The following is a 20,496-nucleotide window of genomic DNA, read 5'->3' as shown; positions in this document are numbered from 1 at the left end:
CATCTGGTTTTTAAGTATCTTATGCAAATTGGTTGATATTGCCGATGATGATTGCACCGATGACAACAAGAATTGTACCGACAATAATCATCTTCATTTGGTAGCTTGACTTCTTTTCACCAAGCAAGTAGATACCACCGAATGTTGCGACAATGATACCAAGTTGTGAGAACGTTGTGGCAATTGTTTGCCCAACGGCTGGGTTAGCGGCTGAGATGAACATAAAGATGTTACCTGTTGCCCAAACCAAACCAGTCAAAATATTCTTCCAAGTTGGCTTTTCAAACATTTGATCTGCTTCTTTCAAAACAAAGATCACAATCAAGAAAGCACCGATAACTTGACCGATGGCTTGTGGGCCAACGATTGCTGTCATATAATCAACACCGTTATTCTTTGCCTTGATCGCATCTGAAATGTAACCAATCTTGTTCAAGAAGTTTGGCAAAACGAAGTAGAACATATAACCAGCGGTTGAAATAACCAGATAAACCAACCCTTTGGTCATACTCTTTGTTGCGGCTTGTTGCGCTGCAACATCTGACTTTTGTGCCTTATCACGGGCAGAAATCAAAGTTGCCCCGATCACCACGGCAACGATTGAGATAATACCAATCGCCCACATCTTACCTGTCTTCCAGTCGCCAAGGACCACAGCGGCCATCAAAGCGTTAGTGACAATTTGACCCGCAGTTGACAACGGAATGGCAAGTGACACACCCAAATCCTTAATGGCTAAGAATTGGCCGGCAGTTCCAACTGCCCAAACCAAACCAGAAAGAATACCAACAATCCAAATTTGTGACCCAAGATAAGCATGATTTGGCATTACGTAGAAAAACATTGTGGCCAAGCCAAAGATCAACGCACCAAAAGTCATTCCAAGTGTTTGTTGACCGGCTGAACCACCCATTTTAGTATTAACAAGGCCAACTGAGCCCCATGCTAGTGCTGGCACAAGCGCCAACAAAAGTGCTGCATTCATTTTTATATCGCTCCTTATTTCTGATCATGCATTGATTGCATAACATATTTACTAGAACTATTTTACACGAATGAAAACGTTTACACAAGTCTTTTTGTTACTTTTTGTAAACGTTTTCATTTTTTTATTTATTTTTCAACGTTTTCACACGTAATTATCATAATGACAATCTGACGCTTATTGTTTTATCAAGCATTCATCAATGAATATGACGTTATTGCCATAAATCGTCATCATCTCAAAAAAAATAAAACTACCAAAATTTTGGTAGTTTTACTTATCAAAGCGTTGTAAGTTCCATGTTTCAATCAAATTAATCAACAATTTTGTATAGTTGATGTCTGTTGCATAATGATCTTCATACAAGGCTTTTGCTGCTTCTTTATAATTTTTTGCTGCTAAGACATCCTTAAACTGATCAGGATTCCAAGTATTACCGTTAACAATCGTTTCCGCATGTTCCTTCATACTGTCTTTCCAACTATCATACACTGCAAAACGTGCTTGTTCAGTTTGTGGCTTGCCGTCGACATATTCAGTTGTATCCAGGACCACTGACTTGCCAGGCGTCGTATCCTGTGTCTTAACGCCGTAAAAGTTGTTATACTTTGACGACAATTTTGAATTATCCCAGTTGGATTCATGGGCGGCTTGGGCAATTGAGATAGAAGCCAAAATACCATATTGCTTAGCCAATTGCTGTGCATAAGGGGCAATCTTGTTAATGAAAGCTAAGCGTCGTTCGAATTCAGCTTTCCCTGATGTCGCAATAAGTGCCATGACATTTGGTGTTGCCATACCATTAGCCCGTAAGGTCTTATAGTATGGCGTCATTGTCTTATTCGATGTTTCAAGCAAAACGCCAACAATATCATCAGCTGTCTTGGCTTGTCTTAAGTCAAAGGCTTGCGGATACACATAGTCTAATAACTTGGCATCTTTCGTACTTGATTGCTTCACACCGCGTAGTAAGTCTGGGTATTTTTGGTACATCTTGTTGATTAATTGCTTGTCATTAAACGCTGTCAAGATATCTTGGACTGAAACAGATTTCACCTGATCAGCTAAATTCACCGCCACTTCATCTGGTGTTTGCCCAACACTCACATAACCGTAACCCTTTGGCAATATTGGTGCTGATGCTGGACCAGCCGCCATTTGATTAAAAATGAGTTGCATTGGTTGTGCTGGTGACAATCGGTACGTCCCTGCTTGTAGCTTTTCTGCCCCTTGTGACATAGCGTACTTATAGAATACCTTGCCGTCAGTAATCACCTTTTTATCTTGCAACGTTTGTCCCATCTGTAACGCCGTCGCGCCTTCCGGAATTTTAACTGTAATAAACGTTGTATCTTTAGGATCTAAGGCCGCGTACTTATCCGTAAACAATGCTTTAAGGGCAAACGCAACGCCTAATAGAATCAAAAGCAACGCCAACATCGCTACGAATCGTTTCACTGGTCCGCGCTTTTTACGACGAGGCCCATTACCATATACGTCATTAAATGGATTTTTGGGATCATACGATGCCTTATTTTGCGCCGCATCAAGTGCTTCAGCAGCTTGGATTTCATGCTGATGCCGTTCTTTTCTCGATTCCATAATTCACCTTCTAAAAATGTCTTCAATATTAAAGCGACTAGCGTGCTGACACACTAGTCGACTTGTTTTATTCTATCATATTTCGTTTGACGAAAGATTAAAAGGAGATTACTTGAATAACTCCACATCGCGCGCAATCATTAATTCTTCGTTCGTCGGAATAACCAGCGTTTTAACTCGAGCATCTTTGGCAGAAATATCAATTTCTTCGCCCCGCTTTTGGTTGGCCGCTTCATCCAAAGCAACCCCGAAATAGGCTAACTTATCGGCAATCATTTGACGAATTGGAGCTGAATTTTCACCAATACCCGCAGTAAAGACTAAGGCATCAACACCACCCATTTCGGCAATATATTGACCAACATATTTGACAATGCGATTCACGAATACTTTAATCGCTAATCGTGCATGGTCATTAGTATCGTAAACTGCCAATAAGTCGCGCATATCAGACGAAATCGTTGATAACCCTAACAAGCCAGACTTTTTATTTAAGATGTTCAACATCTGGTCGTTTGTTAGACCCTCACGTTCTTGAATATAGTAAATCAACGACGTATCGACATCCCCAGACCGCGTAGCCATCGCCACACCAGCTAGTGGTGTGAAGCCCATTGACGTATCCAATGCTTTCCCATCTTTCACCGCCGTAATGGAATCACCAGCACCTAAGTGCATCGTGATGACTTTCAAATCTTTAAGTGGTTGTCGTAACATATCAGCCGCGCGATCGGCAACATAGCGATGCGATGTCCCGTGCGCACCGTATTTACGCGCACCATAACGTGTGTAATACTGATACGGTATCGCATACAAATAGTTTTCTTCAGGCATTGTTTGATAAAAAGAAGTATCAAACACAGCAACTGAGACAGCATCTGGTAATAACTTTTGAAAGGCTCGAATTCCCATGGCATTCGCTGGATTGTGCAAGGGCGCATAATCTGCCAGACGATCAATCTTTTCCAAGACCGCCTTTGTCACTTTAACAGAATGGTTAAACCACTCACCACCAGCCACAACACGGTGTCCAACGCCAGTAATTTCATTGAAATCAACGATAATGCCCAAATCAGTTAATTTTTGTAGCATAAAGTTGATAGCTTGTTGATGATCTTTGATTGGCAAAACAGTTTCATATTTTCGTGTTTGCCCATCTTTCGAAATTGTAATATTGCTGTCATCCACTGATTGATCGTCCAAACGTACGCCTTGATTCATTGCTTTGGCGTCGTACTTAATCGTCACAATGGCATCATCCATGCCAATCCGCTCGATCAATCCTTGTGCAAGTACCTGTTCAGCCGGCATTTCTAACAATTGAAATTTCAATGAAGAACTACCAGCATTTACAGCCATTGTTTTAGCCATGATTAAATTTCTACCTGTCTTTCTTAAACGTGTACTGATCCGCGACATGTTTAAAATATCAGATATGGTAGTGTTTCGTTATGTAAACACTCTAATATTTAGTGCATTGTCACAACATCAGGCTTTGTTCTGCTCTTTATCCAGTTTAACCCAAGCTTTGATATCTTGCAAAAATTTCTGTAGCGCTTCAATATCTTTCAATGGTGGGTATTGTCCCATTAACACTTCGCCATGACTACCCACTCCATGTTTACGAAGTACAAGAATCGCCTTGGCAGCGCGTGGGTCTTTGAAGAAAGCAGCTGGTAATTGCAAAAATGCTTTAAGTTGTGCTTTTTGTGTCAAAAATTTCAACAGATCTTTTGCTTGGTCGCCCATCATGACATTGGCCGGTACAATCAAGTAGACCCAGCCATCATCAGTTGCAAATTCCAAGCTTTTTTCAATCAACAAATGGTGAACAAATGATTTGTCATCGTGGTTACGTGTTTGATAACTTTCTGCTGGCTCTAATGGATAATAACCCACTGGTAAGTCAGCGATAACCGCCTTGGCCTTTGGCATTTCAGTCAATGCGACAACATCTGACTCATAAAAAGTCGTTGTCCCTTTGGTCAACAACTGATCAACCGCCGTTGCCAAGGCCAATTGTGTCTCATCGTTATCAATTCCAATACGCTTAACATCTAGGTCATTCATTTTCAAGACGTCATTGACAGTCTGCAATAAGTTCCCAGCACCGACTGTCATATCCAGAATTGTATCTCCTGATTTAAGGTCTGCCGTTTGCAACAAAAAATCAGCCAACAAATAACCAATACCGTCAGGTGTAATTTGGAAATTAGCCTGCGTATGGTCATCCCGAGTGACTTTTAAGATTGCTAATTGCAACGTCTTTCGGAGATCGGCTGGCGACATACTGCGCCAGTCAAACGCCGCAATAAACTTTTCAATCTGTTCAGCAACTGCTGGGGTTGGCTTATCATCTTCAATGGCTACTTGCCCGTTTGCGACATCTTCTAAAAGCTCAATCAATGCATCTGTGAGACTGATGTCGGCATCCTTGGCTAAGGCCTGTGAGTTTGTTGTTAAATCATCGAAATATTGTGCTATTTTATCTTGTGTCATAGCCTTATTTTAACGTGTTTTCATAAGGTTTTCAAGGCGCGTGCCTGAGCAACGCCCGTGTATAGGTTGTTTGCCCCAAACGAATACGCAGGTCATCATCCTGAACGGTCACGCTAGCACCTGCTAAATTAAACGTGGTTTGCTGTGTTTTGGCATACAGGGTACTCGCCTTAAATTGTATGGTGTCCAACTGTGCCATTACCGTTAATTGTTGACGCGTTTGTAATTGGGCATGCCAGGCAATGTTTTGTAACACCATTAGACTGCCAAGGAGCGCCAAAATAATCAACGCTGAGCCAAAAACCGCCCCGCGTTGACGCTTAATCACCCATCTGCGCACGCGGTAGGTAGAGAACTTCGGTTGCTTGCTGATGCTGTTGTCCTGATAATTCAAGTTGTACATATGCCGTATAATCTTTAACATGAAATGCTGTTACCTCGGAAATAAAAATAACTTGGCCGGCGCCCTCACCCGACAATTGCAGGCGATTTTTAACAATACTGAGTGTCATTTTTTTGCCATCATGACTCATCAGCTGTAATTCATGCGGCAAAATCCCCTTTAACGCGTATTTTTGTGTCGTGATTTGATAGATAGCTGCACGTAATGCCATATCTAAAGGCGGTTCATGCGACACACGAAAACAAGGTAACAGTAATTGAATCGTGACAAATAACAAACCAGTTACGCCCAACGCAATCACTGTTTCCAATATGGTAAACGCCGGTAATTTACGGTTGGTCATCGGTATGCCATGCTTTCATTGCCGCTAAGCGTTCTTGTTGGGCCATTTGATACCGTTTTTCTAAACGTTATACCTGTTGTTTATAATGGGTTACTTGTTCATATTCTAATAAAAGTAACCCATTTAATAAGCCAAAGGTAACTAAAGCTTCACCAAGAATAAAGGCTGACCTACGACTGTGTAATACGATACGCCCCACCTCCTAAACTAAAAATAATTTTGATCACATGTTGACCATTACTGAGTGTCACTGTCGTCGGGGCAACATAACCTGTTGGTAAAATTTGGATTGTCTGTGTCTTGTCGTGATGATACCCTTTGGGATAGGCCAGATGATTAAAAACAATGCCATTTTCTCGAAAGTGAACCGTCTGCCGACATTGCTGTGTTTGCGCCGATATCCGTTCTTGTTGCCAACTTGATTTGAACGTGGCAGACCATTGTGACATATTTGGTGTTGACACTGGCATCCGACTACCGATCAAAAATAAGCCAGCCACAATACCGAGTACAACCAGTGATTCAAGTAAGGTATAGCCTTTACTGATGTGCTTCATTATTATCAAGGCTGATGTGTAGTTCTTTCGCCTTTTGGACTTGCTTGGGCGATAAATAACCCGCAGCCACTAAGTCTGAATACGTCACAATTTGATCATCCGGATGCTCGTTAATATATAAATCAATTTGCGATTGCACGGTTGATACCATTGCGGTTGCATGGGTTGCAACCGCTTTTTTACGTTGCGCATTTAAATTGGGCAAAATCAGTAACATGAGTAAACTGATGATAAAAAGGACAATTGCTGTTTCAATTAATGTAAATCCTGGATGCTTACGTTTAAAAAATGTCATTGATATAAACCGCCAATCGTTTGGTACATGGGTAACAGCATCGACAAATAGACTGCAATGATAGCGATGCCAATCACACCAAAAAAGATAGGTTGCAACATATCAATCAACCGATTCGTCCGTTGCATCACTTGTTGATACTGTAACTTGGCATAATACGCGAGATAACCTGCGAGGCGTTTGGGTTCGTGCCCACGAACAAAATAGCCTGCTAATGCCTGATTCAAGTAAGGTTGTTTAAGAATATATTCGGATAACGTACAGCCTGATTGTAAGGCTATATGCGCATCTTCAGCTAATAGAATCGCCAACTGCTGATTTTTCTGGCCCTGAATAGCACACATTTCTGCTAAAATTTCTGGTACCGTCAAACCATTAGCCAGTAACACCGCTAGTTGTTGCGCGACTTGATAAGTCACAATTGTTTTCACAATTGGTCCTATCAACCATAATCGTGATAGCATTTTCAGTCGCTGACGTGCCGGCAAACGACGCCAATGCCAGATACCAAAACACAACGCCACGACAATCATGCCTATGACATACCACATTACCTGCTGTGTTTCACCCGAATCTAACACTGCTGTATCTTGCCACTGTTGTAGAATCGGATATAAAAAAAGCTTCATACCCATCAGCATCAGTCCAAGCAACCCAATTAAAACGATTGGATATTGTAATACTTGCTTAATTTTTTGTTGCTGTTGTTGCACTTGGGCTAAATGCTGACCAATTGTGACCAATGTTTCGGACAAATTACCATGCTGATCCGCCAGTTTAATTTGTAACAAAATGGCTTGTGAGACAGTTTGATCTAACACAACGTGCAACGGCACCCCTTGATTTAAGCGCGCATTGACAGTTGCTAACCAAGCCGTCCACGGTGTGTGCGCAGCAGCAAGAATATCTAAACTATGCGCAATACTATAACCTGATTGTAATAGTTCCCCAAGCTCTTGAAAAAATAACACTTGATGTTGCCGTTTAAAGTTGCGTGAAGTGGTGATAATGCGCTTTGGAAATTTTATTGGTCGCCAATGCATGTGCTAATACCTCCTGCCACTGATTTGAAAACTTTGGCACTGTTTGTCCTTGCAGTACACGCGCAATATCATCACTGCCTAAATGATCAATAATTGCCGCCTGTTGTTGCTGCGTGGTCGTGACCAGTCGCTGGTACACGACATCCGTTAAAGCAACCGCTAATTGTGCCGGTTCAACGCCTAAGTCGCGTAAGCGTAAAATAACGTCACGTGCCGATATGGCATGAATCGTACTCAATACCAAGTGCCCACTTAAGGCAGCTCTGACTACGGCCGCAGCTGTTAATTGATCTCTAATTTCACCAACCAATAAAATTTCTGGTCGATGCCGCAAGGCCACTTTGATAAGATCATCATAGTGGATACCCGCATCATCATTGACTTGTAGTTGCACAAATTTTGACTGCTGAATCTCAACTGGATCCTCAATGGTTAGGACTAACTTATTCTCTGCTAGCCGTTCAAGTAACCGATAGAGGGTTGTCGTTTTGCCGGACCCAGTTGGACCAGCAATTAAAAACAAGCCGGCACTTGGCATCTGTTGATAAAGTTGTTCAAATTGCGTTGTTGCTAACCAGTTCTGTCGGCGACCTTTTTGATAAATCAGTCGTAATACCAAGGTTTCGCGATTGAGAAAATCACCGACTGTCGAGACACGAATCCATATATCCTTGTGGCTAAACCGCCCAAGTTGCGGGCGCCGACGCTCAGAGATGTTCATCTTGGCACGATATTTCACCGCAGCAATCATCTGTTGGGCAGCAACCGTAGTCAATGTGACATGCTGTGTCGCACGGCCATCAATATGAAATTTAACGCTATAGTGTGTTTCGAAAAGTGGTAATAGATAAATATCATTGGCATGATTTGCAATTGCTGCTTCTAAAATAGTCTCCATATTACCCCCTCTGTCACATCAATATGATACGCGGGCACTAATATTTGCTCACAAAAAAAGCACTCAATCCTTGAGTGCTTAAATCATTATTCACCTAAACGCGCACGGAATGCTTGCGTTTCTGCTTCATAGCCTGGCTTACCCAGTAAGGCAAACATAGCTGTCTTATAGGCTTCAACGCCAGGTTGGTTAAATGGATTAATACCAAATAGATAACCTGATGCGCCCACTGCTAGTTCAAAGAAGTAAATCATGTAGCCCAATGTATAAGCGTCTTGTGCAGGTAAATGCACAGCCAAGTTAGGCACACCACCATCGACATGCGCCAAGATAACGCCTTGTGATGCCTTTGTGTTGACTTCATCAATTGTAATGCCTTCAAGATATTGCAAGCCATCATTGTTATCTGCTTCGCGTGGCAAATCCAAATTTGAAACCGGATTATCAAGCTTAACAACTGTTTCAAACAAGTCACGACGACCTTCTTGAATATATTGACCAAGTGAATGTAAGTCAGTTGAATAATTGGCTGATGAGGGATAAATCCCCTTTTGGTTCTTACCTTCTGATTCACCCATCAATTGCTTCCACCATTCAGATAGATATTGCATTGAAGGTTCCCAGTTAATTAAAAGTTCTGTTGTATACCCCTTATCGTACAAAATACGACGGGCAGCGGCATACTTATAAGCCGCGTTTTTATTCAAATCAGCATCTGAGTAAGCCTCTTGTGCATCTTTGGCACCTGCCATTAATGCGTCAATGTCAGCACCGCTGGCAGCAATTGGCAATAGGCCAACCGCTGTCAAGACTGAGAAACGCCCACCGACACCATCTGGAATCGTGAACGTTTCATACCCAGCTGCCACAGCTTCATCATGCAGTGCCCCACGATTGGCATCAGTTGTGGCATAAATACGTTGCTTAGCGGCCTCAGCACCATACTTCTTTTCAAGTAATTGCTTGAACACACGGAAGGCAATTGAAGGTTCTGTTGTTGTCCCAGACTTTGAAATCACATTCACGGAGAAATCTTGGTCACCAATGACACGTACCAAATCGTTAAGGTATGCGGCTGACGTTGAGTTACCGGCAAAGTAAATCTTGACACCTTGGCGTTGGTCATCTGGCAATTCATTGTTAAACATTGGATTCAAGAAATCCACTGCCATCTTAGCCCCAAGATATGAGCCACCAATACCAATGACAACAAGAATCTTTGACTCGCTTTGAATACGTTTTGCGGCTGCTTTAATCCGCGCAAATTCTGCCTTGTCATAATCTGTTGGCAATGTGAGCCAATCCGAATATTCAGCGCCTGCACCCGTCCGATTGCGTAGTTGTTGATCCGCCATCGTAATTAATGGTTGCATTTCAGAAAATTCGTGTTCGCCGACGAAATTTTCGATGTTTTTTGTATCAAGTGTGATGTGTGCCATAGCGTTAGCCAAGCGTCCCCATCAAAATAAGATGGCGGCGCATTTCCTCCTTAAAATTTGTTAAGCGCTTACAATTTTATTTTATCACAATTTTGATGCAGCTGCGTCATCAATAATAATGGTCACATCGGCATGTTCTTGTAGAATTGACGCCGGTAAAGCCTCAGTCACTGGGCCATTAACCATTGCTGCCAAGGCCGCTGCCTTAGCTTCTCCAAAGGCTAGCAGGAGAATCTTTTTAGCCGACATGACTGACGCAATGCCCATTGAAATGGCTTGCGTCGGTACTGATGCCGGATTGTCAAAGAATCGCGCATTAGCAGCGATTGTTGATTCGGTTAGATTCACCACGTGCGTCGTTGAATTAAACGGCGTCCCAGGTTCATTAAAGCCAATATGGCCATTTTGCCCTAAACCTAATAATTGTAAATCAATGGGATGTTGCGCAATGATGTCATCATAAGCCTTAGCGGCTTGTTCAATATCATCACTGGCACCATCTGGGATAAAAGTTTGCTTAAACGGCTTGTATTGAAACAAGTGTTGCTGCATAAAATAATGGTAACTTTGTGGGTCTTGTGGCGTCAAGCCAACGTACTCATCAAGATTAATTGCTGTCAAATCGGAAAAGTCCAGTGAACTATCCACAAACTTTTCGTATAATTTAATAGGCGTGGCGCCGGTTGCTAAGCCAAGTACCTGCGTGCCCTTGGCAAGTGCGTCTTCATAAATTTCAAACGCACGCTGTGCGCCAACATCTGGATTGCTTACTTTAATAATCCGCATCATACTCTCCTTATTGGTCTATACCACTTTGGTCTATACCAATATAATAACACACTTTTGCCATTTTGGAAATAGCCAATCACTATTTTTACCCAAATAAAAAACAGGTCAGCAGACCTGTTGCTATACTTCCGGTGACGCTGTGGTCATATCCGTTTGTCGTAAAGGCAATGTCACAATAAAAGTTGTGAGTTCATCATCTGATGTGGCCCGCACTTGTCCATGGTGTTGTGCAATAATGCCTTTTACAATGGCTAAGCCAAGTCCCGTTCCACCCGTTTGACTATTCCGTGAACTTTCAACACGGTAGAAACGATCAAAAATATCGGTTAGCGCCTCACTTGGAATTTTGATGCCGTCATTAATGACACGAATTTCCACATCAGTCCCTTTAACTTGTGCCGTCAATTTGATAAATGTCGCGCCATCCCCATACTTAAAGGCGTTACTGATTAAATTCATCAATGCGCGTGCCAATTTATCGGAGTCTGCTTCTAAAACGATTAACTCCGGTTTCACAATTTGTGTTAACGCCACGTTGTGTTCTTGTGCTTCAATTTCATAACTGGCAATTAACTGCGCAAATAAGTCACTCAAGCTCAAAGTCGTCAAGTTCAACACGGCATCATGCGCCTGTGTCTTGGAAAATTCAAACAAATCTTCCACTAACACTTTCATCTGATTGGATTTGCTATAGGCGGTGTGGATGTATTTGGCGCGATCGGCTTCACTTAATTGCTCACCATTCATTTCAACTAAACCGAGATACCCGATAATGGCTGTCAGTGGTGTTCTTAGATCATGCGAAATATTCGTAATCATTTCGTCTTTGGAACGTTCACTTTCTCGTTCCTCTTCACGAATTTTTTGTGTTTGTTTGGCGATGGTGTTGGTCACATCAATTAATGCTTGGGTTTTTGGCGCATACATGACTTGCCAATCAATCAAGCGATCTGAATTTTCACTCGCGATTTGCTGCATATCATGAATCAGGCGTGTGAGACTTTCGACTTGTCGCATTCGCACATATTGCCAAATGATAATCACGACATCACCAACACCAATCAATGACCACGTCCCCCATTGCCAGATCGTTGGGGCACTTTGTAAATCACCTTGCATCAGCATTGCTGCCGCAAAAATTGACCAACTAAAAAGCAGTAGTAACAAAGTTGTCACTACCGCATAATAGAGTTTTGTGCGATTGTGCTTTAAAAACAACGCCAATTTTTTCATTAATTTACTTCAATCTTATAGCCAACGCCCCAAACGGTTTGAATAACTTGATCTCCGTTCGTTGCTTCTTCAATCTTATCACGTAAATGGGACACGTGAACCATGACCGTTTTTGCCGACACAACTGATTCTTGTTGCCAAACGCGTTCAAAAATATCATCTGCTGAAAAGACACGATTTGGGTGTGACGCCAAAAGATACAAAATACCAAATTCCAACGCTGTCAAATTGACTAAATCGCCATCAGATGTCTTCACTTCGTGGCTATCTTTATTAATGATCAATGACCCAATATCTAAGACATCCGGTGTTTGATCTTGCACAGCATTTTCCGCACGACGCAAAAGTGACCGGACACGAGCCATCACTTCCAACGGATTAAATGGCTTCGTCACATAATCATCAGCCCCAGTAATCAAACCCTGAATCTTATCCATATCCCCTGACTTGGCAGACAACATCAAAATTGGAATCCGACTATCTTTACGTACTGTCTTGACCACTTCCAAACCATTCATATTTGGCATCATGACATCCAGAATCATCAACGCAATATCCGGATTGGTATTGAGCTTTGAAAGTGCTTCTTTACCATCAGTTGCCATGATAGGTTCATAGCCTTCATTTTTGAGATAAATTTCAAGTAATTCAGCAATTTCAATATCATCGTCGACAACTAAAATCTTCATCTTCGGCTCCTTCTACTTCTTAGTTTGGGCAGCCTCTAAACGGGCTTGCTGAGATAATAGGCTAATGGCTAAGAAACCACCACCCTTTAGGCCAGCTTGTTGTCGATTCCAACGGAAAACACCATAAGCCACAGCCGCAACAACGATGTAAGCCACTGGTGGCAAAGTTGGATTAATCACTGGTGGTAACAAACCAAGAACGATAAAGCCAACGACCCAAGCCACTAACGCTAGGCCAAGATACAACCAGCGTCGTGATTTTGGTTCCGCTGTTTGTGCTTTTGGATTAGGCGTTAACTTCAACACAACCGCCGTGTAAAGTGAACCACCCAAGAACGCAATCAACAAGAGTGAGACAATACCGGCACCTTGACCACCTGCTTGCTTTGAAAAGAATAATGACAATCCAAAAACACCAGCAAATAACATCAAAATTGCCATTGACGTATCAAGTGCTAATTCCCAGAACTTATACTCATGCAACTTGCGCGCTGTTTGCTTGGGATCAAGGAACTGTGCGACCGCTTGTGTAGGTGTCCCATACAATTGAGCAGCTGTTGTCCCAGTTCGTTGTGCTTCAAGTAATTTTTCAGTGACTTCATTTGTCACTGATTCAATTTTTTCGGGCGACAATTGGCCGTTTTGTGCCAATAATTTTTTAAAGTGAAACATAAAATCTTCATTTTTTTTCGTTAGTCGCTGTTTTTCTTCTGACATTTTTGCTTCCTCCGGCAATTATGTACGCGGCATCACGCCGCTTCATCACGTCGCGTCGTGATGCTTACACGTTAAATCTAAATTCGATAATGTCGCCATCATTGACAACATATTCTTTACCTTCTGAACGTAACTTACCCGCTTCTTTCACCGCTTTAACTGAACCCAAAGTATCTAGGTCATCAAAAGCGATTGTTTCGGCACGAATAAAACCACGTTCAAAGTCGGAATGAATCACACCAGCAGTTTGTGGTGCCTTCATCCCTGCTTTAAATGTCCAGGCGCGTGTTTCCTTACCACCAGCAGTAAAGAATGTCCGCAAGTCCAACAAATGATAAGCAGCCCGAATCAACTTGTTCAAGCCTGGCTCTGTGACCCCAGCCATTTCTAAGAATTCAGCCTTATCTTCATCAGCTAATTGGGCAATTTCTTCTTCTGCACTAGCTGATAAACCAATCACATCCGCGCCTTCACTTGCCGCAAAGGCTTTAATGTCATTAAAGTACTTTGAACTTTCTGGATCAGCCATGTCGTCTTCTGCTAAGTTGGCAACATACAAGACAGGCTTCGTCGTTAATAGGAATAATCCTTTGACGATTTTTTGTTCATCATCATTAAACGTGATTGAACGGACTGACTTGCCGGCTTCTAACACTGGCTTGATTTTTTCCAAAACGGCAAATTCCGCTTTGGCATCTTTATCTTGCCCTTTGGCTGCACGCGCAACTTTTGCGTAGCGCTTTTCCACTGTTTCCAAATCGGCCAAGATCAACTCGGTGTTAATGGTATCAATATCGTCTAATGGATTAACTACCCCATTAACGTGAATAATGTCATCGCCATCAAACGCACGCACTACGTGCACAATGGCGTTCACTTGACGAATATTTTCTAAGAACTTGTTCCCCAAGCCTTCACCTTGTGAAGCCCCTTTTACAATACCAGCAATATCAGTAAATTCAAACGTTGTTGGAATGATCTTATCAGCAGGTACGAGTTCTTGAATCCGTGCTAAACGATCATCTGGGACTTCAACCATCCCCACGTTAGGTTCAATCGTCGCAAAGGGATAGTTCGCCATTTCGGCGCCCGCTTTAGTGATTGCATTAAAAAGTGTTGATTTGCCGACGTTTGGTAAGCCGACGATTCCAGCAGTAAGTGCCATATCTTAAGTATGTGACAAAGATGCCCACGTCATCGTTAGCATCTTTGGAGCACGTTTCCTTTCTTAATCAAACCCATTACATCTCAGTATCTGCTGAGTGTAAAATTTTCTTTAAACGTTTATTGAAGTCAAAGCGTGACATCATAATGCCACGGCCACACTGCGTGCAGCTCAACTTAATATCCGCACCTACGCGGGTAATACGCCAAGCATTGGCACCGCAAGCGTGTGGCTTTTTCATTTCAACAACGTCATTTAACTTGTAGTCTAATGGTTGCACCATATTACTCGACCTCAATGTCTAATAAATCTAAAATGCGATTCAAATCATCGTTAGAAACATAGTTAATTTCAATTTTCCCGTTACCTTTAGCACCGGCATTGACTTTGACTTTTGTCCCAAATTTTTCTTCTAATTGTGAGGCAATAGCCACAACATAAGGCGACACAACCTTTTCTGGTTTGTCACTAGCACCCGCATTCATTTGCTTCACGAGCGCTTCGACTTGGCGAACACTTAATTGTCGTGCCACAACAAGCGCAGCGGTTTTTTCAATTTGCGACTTCGCCTTCAAGCCCAAAATGGCCCGTGCTTGTCCCATTGATAACTCACCGGCTTGCACCAAATCTTGGACTGACGTTGGTAAATTCAACAATCTGACAGCATTGGCCACAGTTGTCCGTTCTTTACCAACCTTTTCAGCAACTTGTGCTTGCGTCAATTGCAGCTGCGTCATTAATGCTTGGTAAGCTTGCGCTTCTTCAATCGCATCCAAATCATCGCGCTGCAAGTTTTCAATCAAAGCCACTGCCGCCATCGTCTCGTCATCAACTGTCCGAACAATGGCGCTAATTGTCGTTAGGCCGGCCAACTTTGAGGCCCGCACCCGTCGTTCACCCGCAATAATTTGGTATTCGCGTCCCAAACGGCGCACAATGATTGGTGTCAGCACCCCAGAAGCCTTAATCGACTTGGCGAGTTCGTTTAACTTAGCCGCATCAAAATGATGCCGTGGCTGAAAGGGATTAGGCATAATTTTATCTAACGCCAACCGTTCAACTTGCTCAGTATCACTCGCCTTTTTTGTCACTGACTTGGTATGTTCTAAAGCTTCTTCCGTCACATTGTTGGCATTGAACAAGCCACCGAGTCCTTTTCCCAGACCACCTTTTTTAGTTGCCATATTGCTTCAAGACCTCCTGTGCCAGTTCTGTATAGACTTGTGCACCAACTGAACGTGGATCAAAATCAATAATTGCTTGGCCATAAGATGGCGCTTCACTCAACCGTACCGTGCGCGGAATCACCGTGTCATACACTTTGTCGCCAAAGTAATTCCGGACTTCTTCTGCAACTTGCTTGGCTAAATTCGTCCGGCCGTCATACATTGTCAACAAGATACCCGCAATATCTAAGTCCGGATTAAACTGCTGACGCACCAGTTCAATGGTGTTGAGCAACTGTCCCAAACCTTCTAAGGCATAAAATTCCGTTTGAACCGGAATCAAAATGGCATCTGCTGCCGTAAAAGCATTAACCGTCAATAACCCTAAAGCTGGTGGATTATCAATCAGAATGAAATCATAATCATCAGCCACTGTGGCAAGTGCGGCTTTGAGGCGATATTCACGTTCTTTTTTATCAGCTAGTTCAATTTCAGCACCTGATAATTGAATCGTTGCTGGTACCAAATCATAGTTATCCGTTGGCACAATCACTTCGTGTAACGGCGCACCATCAACGATGACATCATAACTATCACGTTCAAGTTCTGATTTATCAATGCCTGAACCACTGGTTGCGTTCCCTTGCGCATCAATATCCACAAGTAAAACACGTTGTCCGGCCTGGGCAAGCGCCGCACCTACGTTTACACTCGTCGTCGTTTTGCCGACGCCACCTTTTTGGTTGGCTAATGCGATTATTTGTGCCATTTGGTTTTGACGTCCTTTCTGTCAACACTAATTATTTGTTCCGATCGGCACGCATCGGCGCCAAGCGTTTTTAAGATTATCCAATCGGTTTTTTGCTAGGGGTACCAGCTTGTCGTGGATACTTCTTTGGTGTTTTTTTATTTTTATCAACAATTTGCACGTAGCGTGTATCACCATTAGGCAGCGTGAATTCAAATGACTCACGTAACTGACCACCTAACGTGGCTAAGGCTTTTTGGCCATCCGCTAGTTCTTGCTCTGCAGCAGAACCCTTCATCACCAAGAATTCCCCACCAATTTTCACAAACGGCAAGGTGTATTCAGCCAGAACACTCGTCCGTGCCACAGCCCGTGCCGTGGCATAGTCAAATTGTTCACGGTACTTTGGGTCTTGACCAATATCTTCTGCACGGCCATGCACAATTGTCACGCCTGTGAGACCCAGCGTTGTGACCACATCTTGCAAGAATTTCACGCGCTTTTGCAACGCGTCAACCATGGTAATTTGCAAGTTTGGAAAGGCAATTTTAAGTGGTAGTGATGGGAAACCTGCCCCCGTGCCCACATCAATCAGCGTCCCAGTCGTCTGCTGAAGGTCTTTCTCATATTGCGCCACCGTCAAAGAATCGTAGAAGTGTTTTAAGTACACATCCTTTTTTTCCGTGATCGCTGTGAGGTTCACATGCGCATTCGTGGCCACCAACATTTCAAAATATTGTTCAAATTGTTGGATTTGATTTTCAGTTAACTGGATACCAGCGTTTTTCAAAGCTGAAACAAACTCATCGACTGTCAATTTCTTACTCCGTTTTCAAGTTTTTGCAGCACAAAAAGCGCCAATTACAACTAATACTAGAATACCTGAAAAAAGCCTAATTTTCAAGCTTTCCAGCATTCACAGCCGCATCATTAATTTGCGCAATTTCTAATAAATACCACGCATTAAGGGCAGCCACATCAATGTCGGTCGCCACATGGACATTCGTGGTCGTATGGGTTCTCGCATGGCTATCTGCCACTGTCGCCCCGATGGCTGGTCCTTCAGTCACCACATCAATCCAATAGTCCTTAATTGTGTACTTTTCCGGTGAAAGTAAATAAAATAACGTGTTCACATCATGCATGGGTTTTCCTGTTGCCATGGCACCATCCCCATAGGCATTAAACAACGCCGTTAGCATTTCACCCGTTTTGTTCATCGCCGCAAGTGTTGCCATTGATTCAGCCGTCAGCAGCGCCTTTAGCGTGACGTCCAAACCAATCATGGTCACATCTAACCCACTATTAAACACGATTTTGGCTGCATCTGGATCCGTGAAAACATTAAATTCAGCAACAGACGTCATATTACCACCGGATAAACTGCCACCCATCACCACAATACGCGCAATTTTATCGGTTACTTCTGGATAGCTTTGGAGTAACATGGCAATATTTGTATAGGCGCCAACAGCGACCAAAGTGATTTTTTCATCACTCGCCAGCAACGTTGCCCGCATCGCCTCAACCGCTGATAGGGACACGGTTTTAGTGGTTGGTTCGGCAAAGTGATACCCAGCCAAGCCATCGACACCATGAATATTAGCCGCATCTTGATAGGCTTTCACGAGTGGTTTTGCCGCACCACGCGCAACCGTAACATCTGGCCGGTTAAAGAAATGGGTTAATTTTAGAACATTTTTGGTTGTTTTATCCACAGAGACGTTACCAGCAACGGCAGTGATTAACCTCACGTCAAAACGATCATCCGTTAACAGCACCGTGAGTGCCGCCGCATCATCAATCCCTGGATCTGTATCAAAAATTACCGGTATTTTATTTATCATCGATCATGGGCGTGTTCGTCACGCCGTGCCTCCATTTTTTAACTTTATATCTTTCATTATAACAAACTCATCTCAAGCAAATGATTTGATTTTAACGGCATGAACTTGTACACTGTAAACAATCTAGGAAAGGGGGTCATAACTTTTGAGTCATACAGCAATGTATCGCGCAATCGTTTTGGCCGCTTAAAGGAAAAGCGGTCATTACGATTGCAGCAGCCATGTTAACAATTGGGTTAGCATGGTTTTTCTTATCCTGAAAAAAGAACAGGTCGCGATAACGCAACCTGTTCTTTTTTCATTTTTTATTGGCGCACAGCCGTCTTGAAATCAAGTGGTACTCCTACCGCATGGTGGTAGAAGCCCTTAACGTTTGGATTAACCAATTCTGGTTGTGCCTGATAATAAAGCGGGTTCAACAATGCTTGTTCATGGATAATTTTTTCCAATCCCAACTCATCCGCCGACCGTTGCTTATCGTCAGTCGCATCAACACCCTTAGCCTTTGCTAACAAGGCATCATAGGCCGGTGTGCTATTGTGATTATAGTTGTTCGGGTTGTCAGTGGCTGCCAAATCCAAGAAGGTTGTTGGTTCAGCGTAATCAGCACCCCACTGCGTCAGCATCACTTGGAAGTTCTTATTACTACCATCCTGCAAACGTTGCTTAAATGGCACAAACTTTTGGGTCACGGTCAAACCTGGTAATGTTTTGATCCACTGGCCTTGCAAGTAGTTCACGACATCTTTGGCATTAGCCACACGGTCAGTGTCTGCTTCAATTTCCAACGTGACAGCGTTGACCCCAAGTTCAGCCAGTCCTTCCTTGAACAATTCGCGCGCCTTAGTTGGGTTATATGCATAATCTTGCTTGGCATACGTTGCAAAATCTTCTCCGTTAGCTTGACTCAAGCCCTTTGGTGTAAAGGAATTTGCTGCTGTTGACGTGCCAGATAGCACTTGTGAGTTCAACTCAGAACGATTTGTCGCCAAATTCAACGCTTGTCGGATTTTAGCATTCGTCAGGGCCTTCACGCTACCGCTTTGGTTATAAGCCAAATAAACAGTTGTCGCTTGTGGTGTGACGCGATAGCCTTTATTGTTTTTGTTGGCCTGTGCTAACTGCGGTGTATTCACTAGCGCTGCATCTAACTTCCCAGTCTTGTACATTTGCACAGCCACTTCGGGTTTTTGAATGACTTGGAAATCAATTTCTGGTGTTTTAACATTTTTGGCATCCCAATAATGCTCATTTTTCACAAGCTTAAATTGGTTGTTCGTCCCTTGCCAACCTTCAAACTTGTATGGTCCGTTATACAAAGACTTGGCCGCAGTGGTGGCAAATTGCTTGCCCTGCTTTTCCACAAACTTTTGCTGCTGTGGGAAAAATGTTGGGAAGGTCAATAGACTTTCAAACTGCGGGAGTGGTTTTTCTAAGGTGACGGTCAAAACGTTGCCTTTAGCGCTAATGCCCAAAGTTTTCTTGTCAGCGTCACCGCTTTGGATTTTATCGGCATTTTTAATGCCACTATACAAATACGCATATTCCGACTTCGTTGCCGGATCGTTAGCGCGTTGCCAACCATAAACAAAATCATTCGCTGTTAATGCTGAACCATCTGACCACTTCAAGTCTGGTCGCAAAGTGATGGTCCAAGTTTTACCATCAGCAGACGCTTTAACCGACTTTGCTTGTGCGGGTTGTGGCGTACCGTTTTTATCAGCACGCATCAGACCCTCTCCAGCATTACCAACAATATCCATTGAATACTCATCCGTGACGGTTGCAGTATCTAATCCGTTTAATGGTGTTGGCAGTGAAAAGTGCAACACCTGACTATCTTTTGCTTGTGATGTGCCCCAGAGACCTGCAGCGCGTGTTCCTACCAATGCAACGACCACGACTGCGCCGCCCGCTGCATATTTTTGCCAATTTTTCATACATCCCATTTCCTTATTACTTAATAAAACTAATTATAATCTAACCAAAATAATATGACAAGCTCATTATTTTAAAAATTAAACCACTTGTGCAACTTTTTAACGCTATGATAAAATGAAATTATTATTTGATTTAAC

22 protein-coding genes are annotated in these 20,496 nt (G+C 42.9%); all 22 read right to left on the bottom strand.

The annotated features are described in order from the left end of the window. Positions 1 to 19 precede the first annotated feature (19 nt). The 22 genes from FGL80_RS04065 to FGL80_RS03960 all read right to left on the bottom strand — a co-directional run bounded on the left by FGL80_RS04065 (position 20) and on the right by FGL80_RS03960 (position 20,358). Complete coding sequence (locus FGL80_RS04065; RefSeq protein WP_010681820.1) at positions 20 to 985, bottom strand: GRP family sugar transporter; 966 nt, start codon at positions 983 to 985, stop codon at positions 20 to 22. A gap of 273 nt (positions 986 to 1,258) precedes the next feature. Then, on the bottom strand, positions 1,259 to 2,587 hold the full coding sequence (locus FGL80_RS04060; RefSeq protein ID WP_055308364.1) for an endolytic transglycosylase MltG: 1,329 nt from the start codon (positions 2,585 to 2,587) through the stop codon (positions 1,259 to 1,261). A 108-nt stretch (positions 2,588 to 2,695) separates the two neighbouring features. Further along, on the bottom strand, positions 2,696 to 3,958 hold the full coding sequence (locus FGL80_RS04055) for an acetate/propionate family kinase (RefSeq protein WP_055308365.1): 1,263 nt from the start codon (positions 3,956 to 3,958) through the stop codon (positions 2,696 to 2,698). Between the two features lie 117 nt (positions 3,959 to 4,075). Further along, a complete protein-coding gene (locus FGL80_RS04050) occupies positions 4,076 to 5,086 on the bottom strand; it encodes a class I SAM-dependent methyltransferase (RefSeq protein ID WP_055308366.1) in 1,011 nt (336 codons plus the stop codon). Positions 5,087 to 5,117: 31 nt separating this feature from the next. After that, the gene (locus tag FGL80_RS04045; RefSeq protein ID WP_055308367.1) at positions 5,118 to 5,414 is read right to left on the bottom strand and encodes a hypothetical protein; all 297 of its coding nucleotides are present in this window, start codon (positions 5,412 to 5,414) and stop codon (positions 5,118 to 5,120) included. Further along, a complete protein-coding gene (locus tag FGL80_RS04040) occupies positions 5,407 to 5,832 on the bottom strand; it encodes a hypothetical protein (RefSeq protein ID WP_055308368.1) in 426 nt (141 codons plus the stop codon). Before FGL80_RS04040 ends, FGL80_RS04045 begins: the two co-directional genes overlap by 8 nt. 170 nt (positions 5,833 to 6,002) lie before the next feature. Continuing rightward, the gene (locus tag FGL80_RS04035; protein WP_055308369.1) at positions 6,003 to 6,389 is read right to left on the bottom strand and encodes a prepilin-type N-terminal cleavage/methylation domain-containing protein; all 387 of its coding nucleotides are present in this window, start codon (positions 6,387 to 6,389) and stop codon (positions 6,003 to 6,005) included. Continuing rightward, positions 6,373 to 6,684, bottom strand: a complete 312-nt coding sequence (locus FGL80_RS04030; protein WP_055308370.1) for a prepilin-type N-terminal cleavage/methylation domain-containing protein — start codon at positions 6,682 to 6,684, stop codon at positions 6,373 to 6,375. The genes FGL80_RS04035 and FGL80_RS04030 overlap by 17 nt, the downstream gene beginning before the upstream one ends. After that, the gene (locus FGL80_RS04025) at positions 6,681 to 7,727 is read right to left on the bottom strand and encodes a type II secretion system F family protein (RefSeq protein WP_055308371.1); all 1,047 of its coding nucleotides are present in this window, start codon (positions 7,725 to 7,727) and stop codon (positions 6,681 to 6,683) included. The genes FGL80_RS04030 and FGL80_RS04025 overlap by 4 nt, the downstream gene beginning before the upstream one ends. Next, positions 7,669 to 8,625, bottom strand: a complete 957-nt coding sequence (gene comGA, locus FGL80_RS04020) for a competence type IV pilus ATPase ComGA (RefSeq protein WP_055308372.1) — start codon at positions 8,623 to 8,625, stop codon at positions 7,669 to 7,671. The genes FGL80_RS04025 and comGA overlap by 59 nt, the downstream gene beginning before the upstream one ends. An 86-nt stretch (positions 8,626 to 8,711) precedes the next feature. Next, the gene (locus FGL80_RS04015) at positions 8,712 to 10,064 is read right to left on the bottom strand and encodes a glucose-6-phosphate isomerase (protein ID WP_055308410.1); all 1,353 of its coding nucleotides are present in this window, start codon (positions 10,062 to 10,064) and stop codon (positions 8,712 to 8,714) included. Between the two features lie 84 nt (positions 10,065 to 10,148). Continuing rightward, on the bottom strand, positions 10,149 to 10,850 hold the full coding sequence (gene nagB, locus FGL80_RS04010; RefSeq protein ID WP_055308373.1) for a glucosamine-6-phosphate deaminase: 702 nt from the start codon (positions 10,848 to 10,850) through the stop codon (positions 10,149 to 10,151). A gap of 123 nt (positions 10,851 to 10,973) precedes the next feature. After that, positions 10,974 to 12,086: a sensor histidine kinase gene (locus FGL80_RS04005; protein ID WP_147001816.1), complete on the bottom strand. Its 1,113-nt coding sequence runs from the start codon at positions 12,084 to 12,086 to the stop codon at positions 10,974 to 10,976. Continuing rightward, the gene (locus FGL80_RS04000) at positions 12,086 to 12,775 is read right to left on the bottom strand and encodes a response regulator transcription factor (protein ID WP_009999749.1); all 690 of its coding nucleotides are present in this window, start codon (positions 12,773 to 12,775) and stop codon (positions 12,086 to 12,088) included. The genes FGL80_RS04005 and FGL80_RS04000 overlap by 1 nt, the downstream gene beginning before the upstream one ends. Positions 12,776 to 12,787: 12 nt before the next feature. After that, positions 12,788 to 13,492, bottom strand: coding sequence for a DUF1129 domain-containing protein (locus tag FGL80_RS03995; protein WP_055308375.1), 705 nt, complete (start codon positions 13,490 to 13,492; stop codon positions 12,788 to 12,790). Positions 13,493 to 13,556: 64 nt separating this feature from the next. Then, positions 13,557 to 14,657, bottom strand: a complete 1,101-nt coding sequence (gene ychF, locus FGL80_RS03990; RefSeq protein ID WP_055308376.1) for a redox-regulated ATPase YchF — start codon at positions 14,655 to 14,657, stop codon at positions 13,557 to 13,559. A gap of 76 nt (positions 14,658 to 14,733) precedes the next feature. Continuing rightward, positions 14,734 to 14,940 (bottom strand): DUF951 domain-containing protein, encoded by a 207-nt coding sequence (locus tag FGL80_RS03985; protein WP_055308377.1) that lies wholly within the window; start codon positions 14,938 to 14,940, stop codon positions 14,734 to 14,736. Position 14,941: 1 nt separating this feature from the next. Then, a complete protein-coding gene (locus FGL80_RS03980) occupies positions 14,942 to 15,841 on the bottom strand; it encodes a ParB/RepB/Spo0J family partition protein (protein WP_055308378.1) in 900 nt (299 codons plus the stop codon). After that, positions 15,831 to 16,592: a ParA family protein gene (locus tag FGL80_RS03975; protein ID WP_147001815.1), complete on the bottom strand. Its 762-nt coding sequence runs from the start codon at positions 16,590 to 16,592 to the stop codon at positions 15,831 to 15,833. Before FGL80_RS03975 ends, FGL80_RS03980 begins: the two co-directional genes overlap by 11 nt. 76 nt (positions 16,593 to 16,668) lie before the next feature. Then, complete coding sequence (gene rsmG / locus FGL80_RS03970) at positions 16,669 to 17,388, bottom strand: 16S rRNA (guanine(527)-N(7))-methyltransferase RsmG (RefSeq protein ID WP_055308380.1); 720 nt, start codon at positions 17,386 to 17,388, stop codon at positions 16,669 to 16,671. A 76-nt stretch (positions 17,389 to 17,464) separates the two neighbouring features. Further along, a complete protein-coding gene (gene rihC / locus FGL80_RS03965; RefSeq protein ID WP_055308381.1) occupies positions 17,465 to 18,418 on the bottom strand; it encodes a ribonucleoside hydrolase RihC in 954 nt (317 codons plus the stop codon). A 305-nt stretch (positions 18,419 to 18,723) separates the two neighbouring features. Continuing rightward, positions 18,724 to 20,358: a peptide ABC transporter substrate-binding protein gene (locus FGL80_RS03960; protein WP_055308382.1), complete on the bottom strand. Its 1,635-nt coding sequence runs from the start codon at positions 20,356 to 20,358 to the stop codon at positions 18,724 to 18,726. Positions 20,359 to 20,496 lie beyond the last annotated feature (138 nt).

This window comes from Leuconostoc lactis (assembly GCF_007954625.1).
Taxonomy (GTDB): domain Bacteria; phylum Bacillota; class Bacilli; order Lactobacillales; family Lactobacillaceae; genus Leuconostoc; species Leuconostoc lactis_A.
This window is presented reverse-complemented; position numbering and strand designations above follow the sequence as displayed.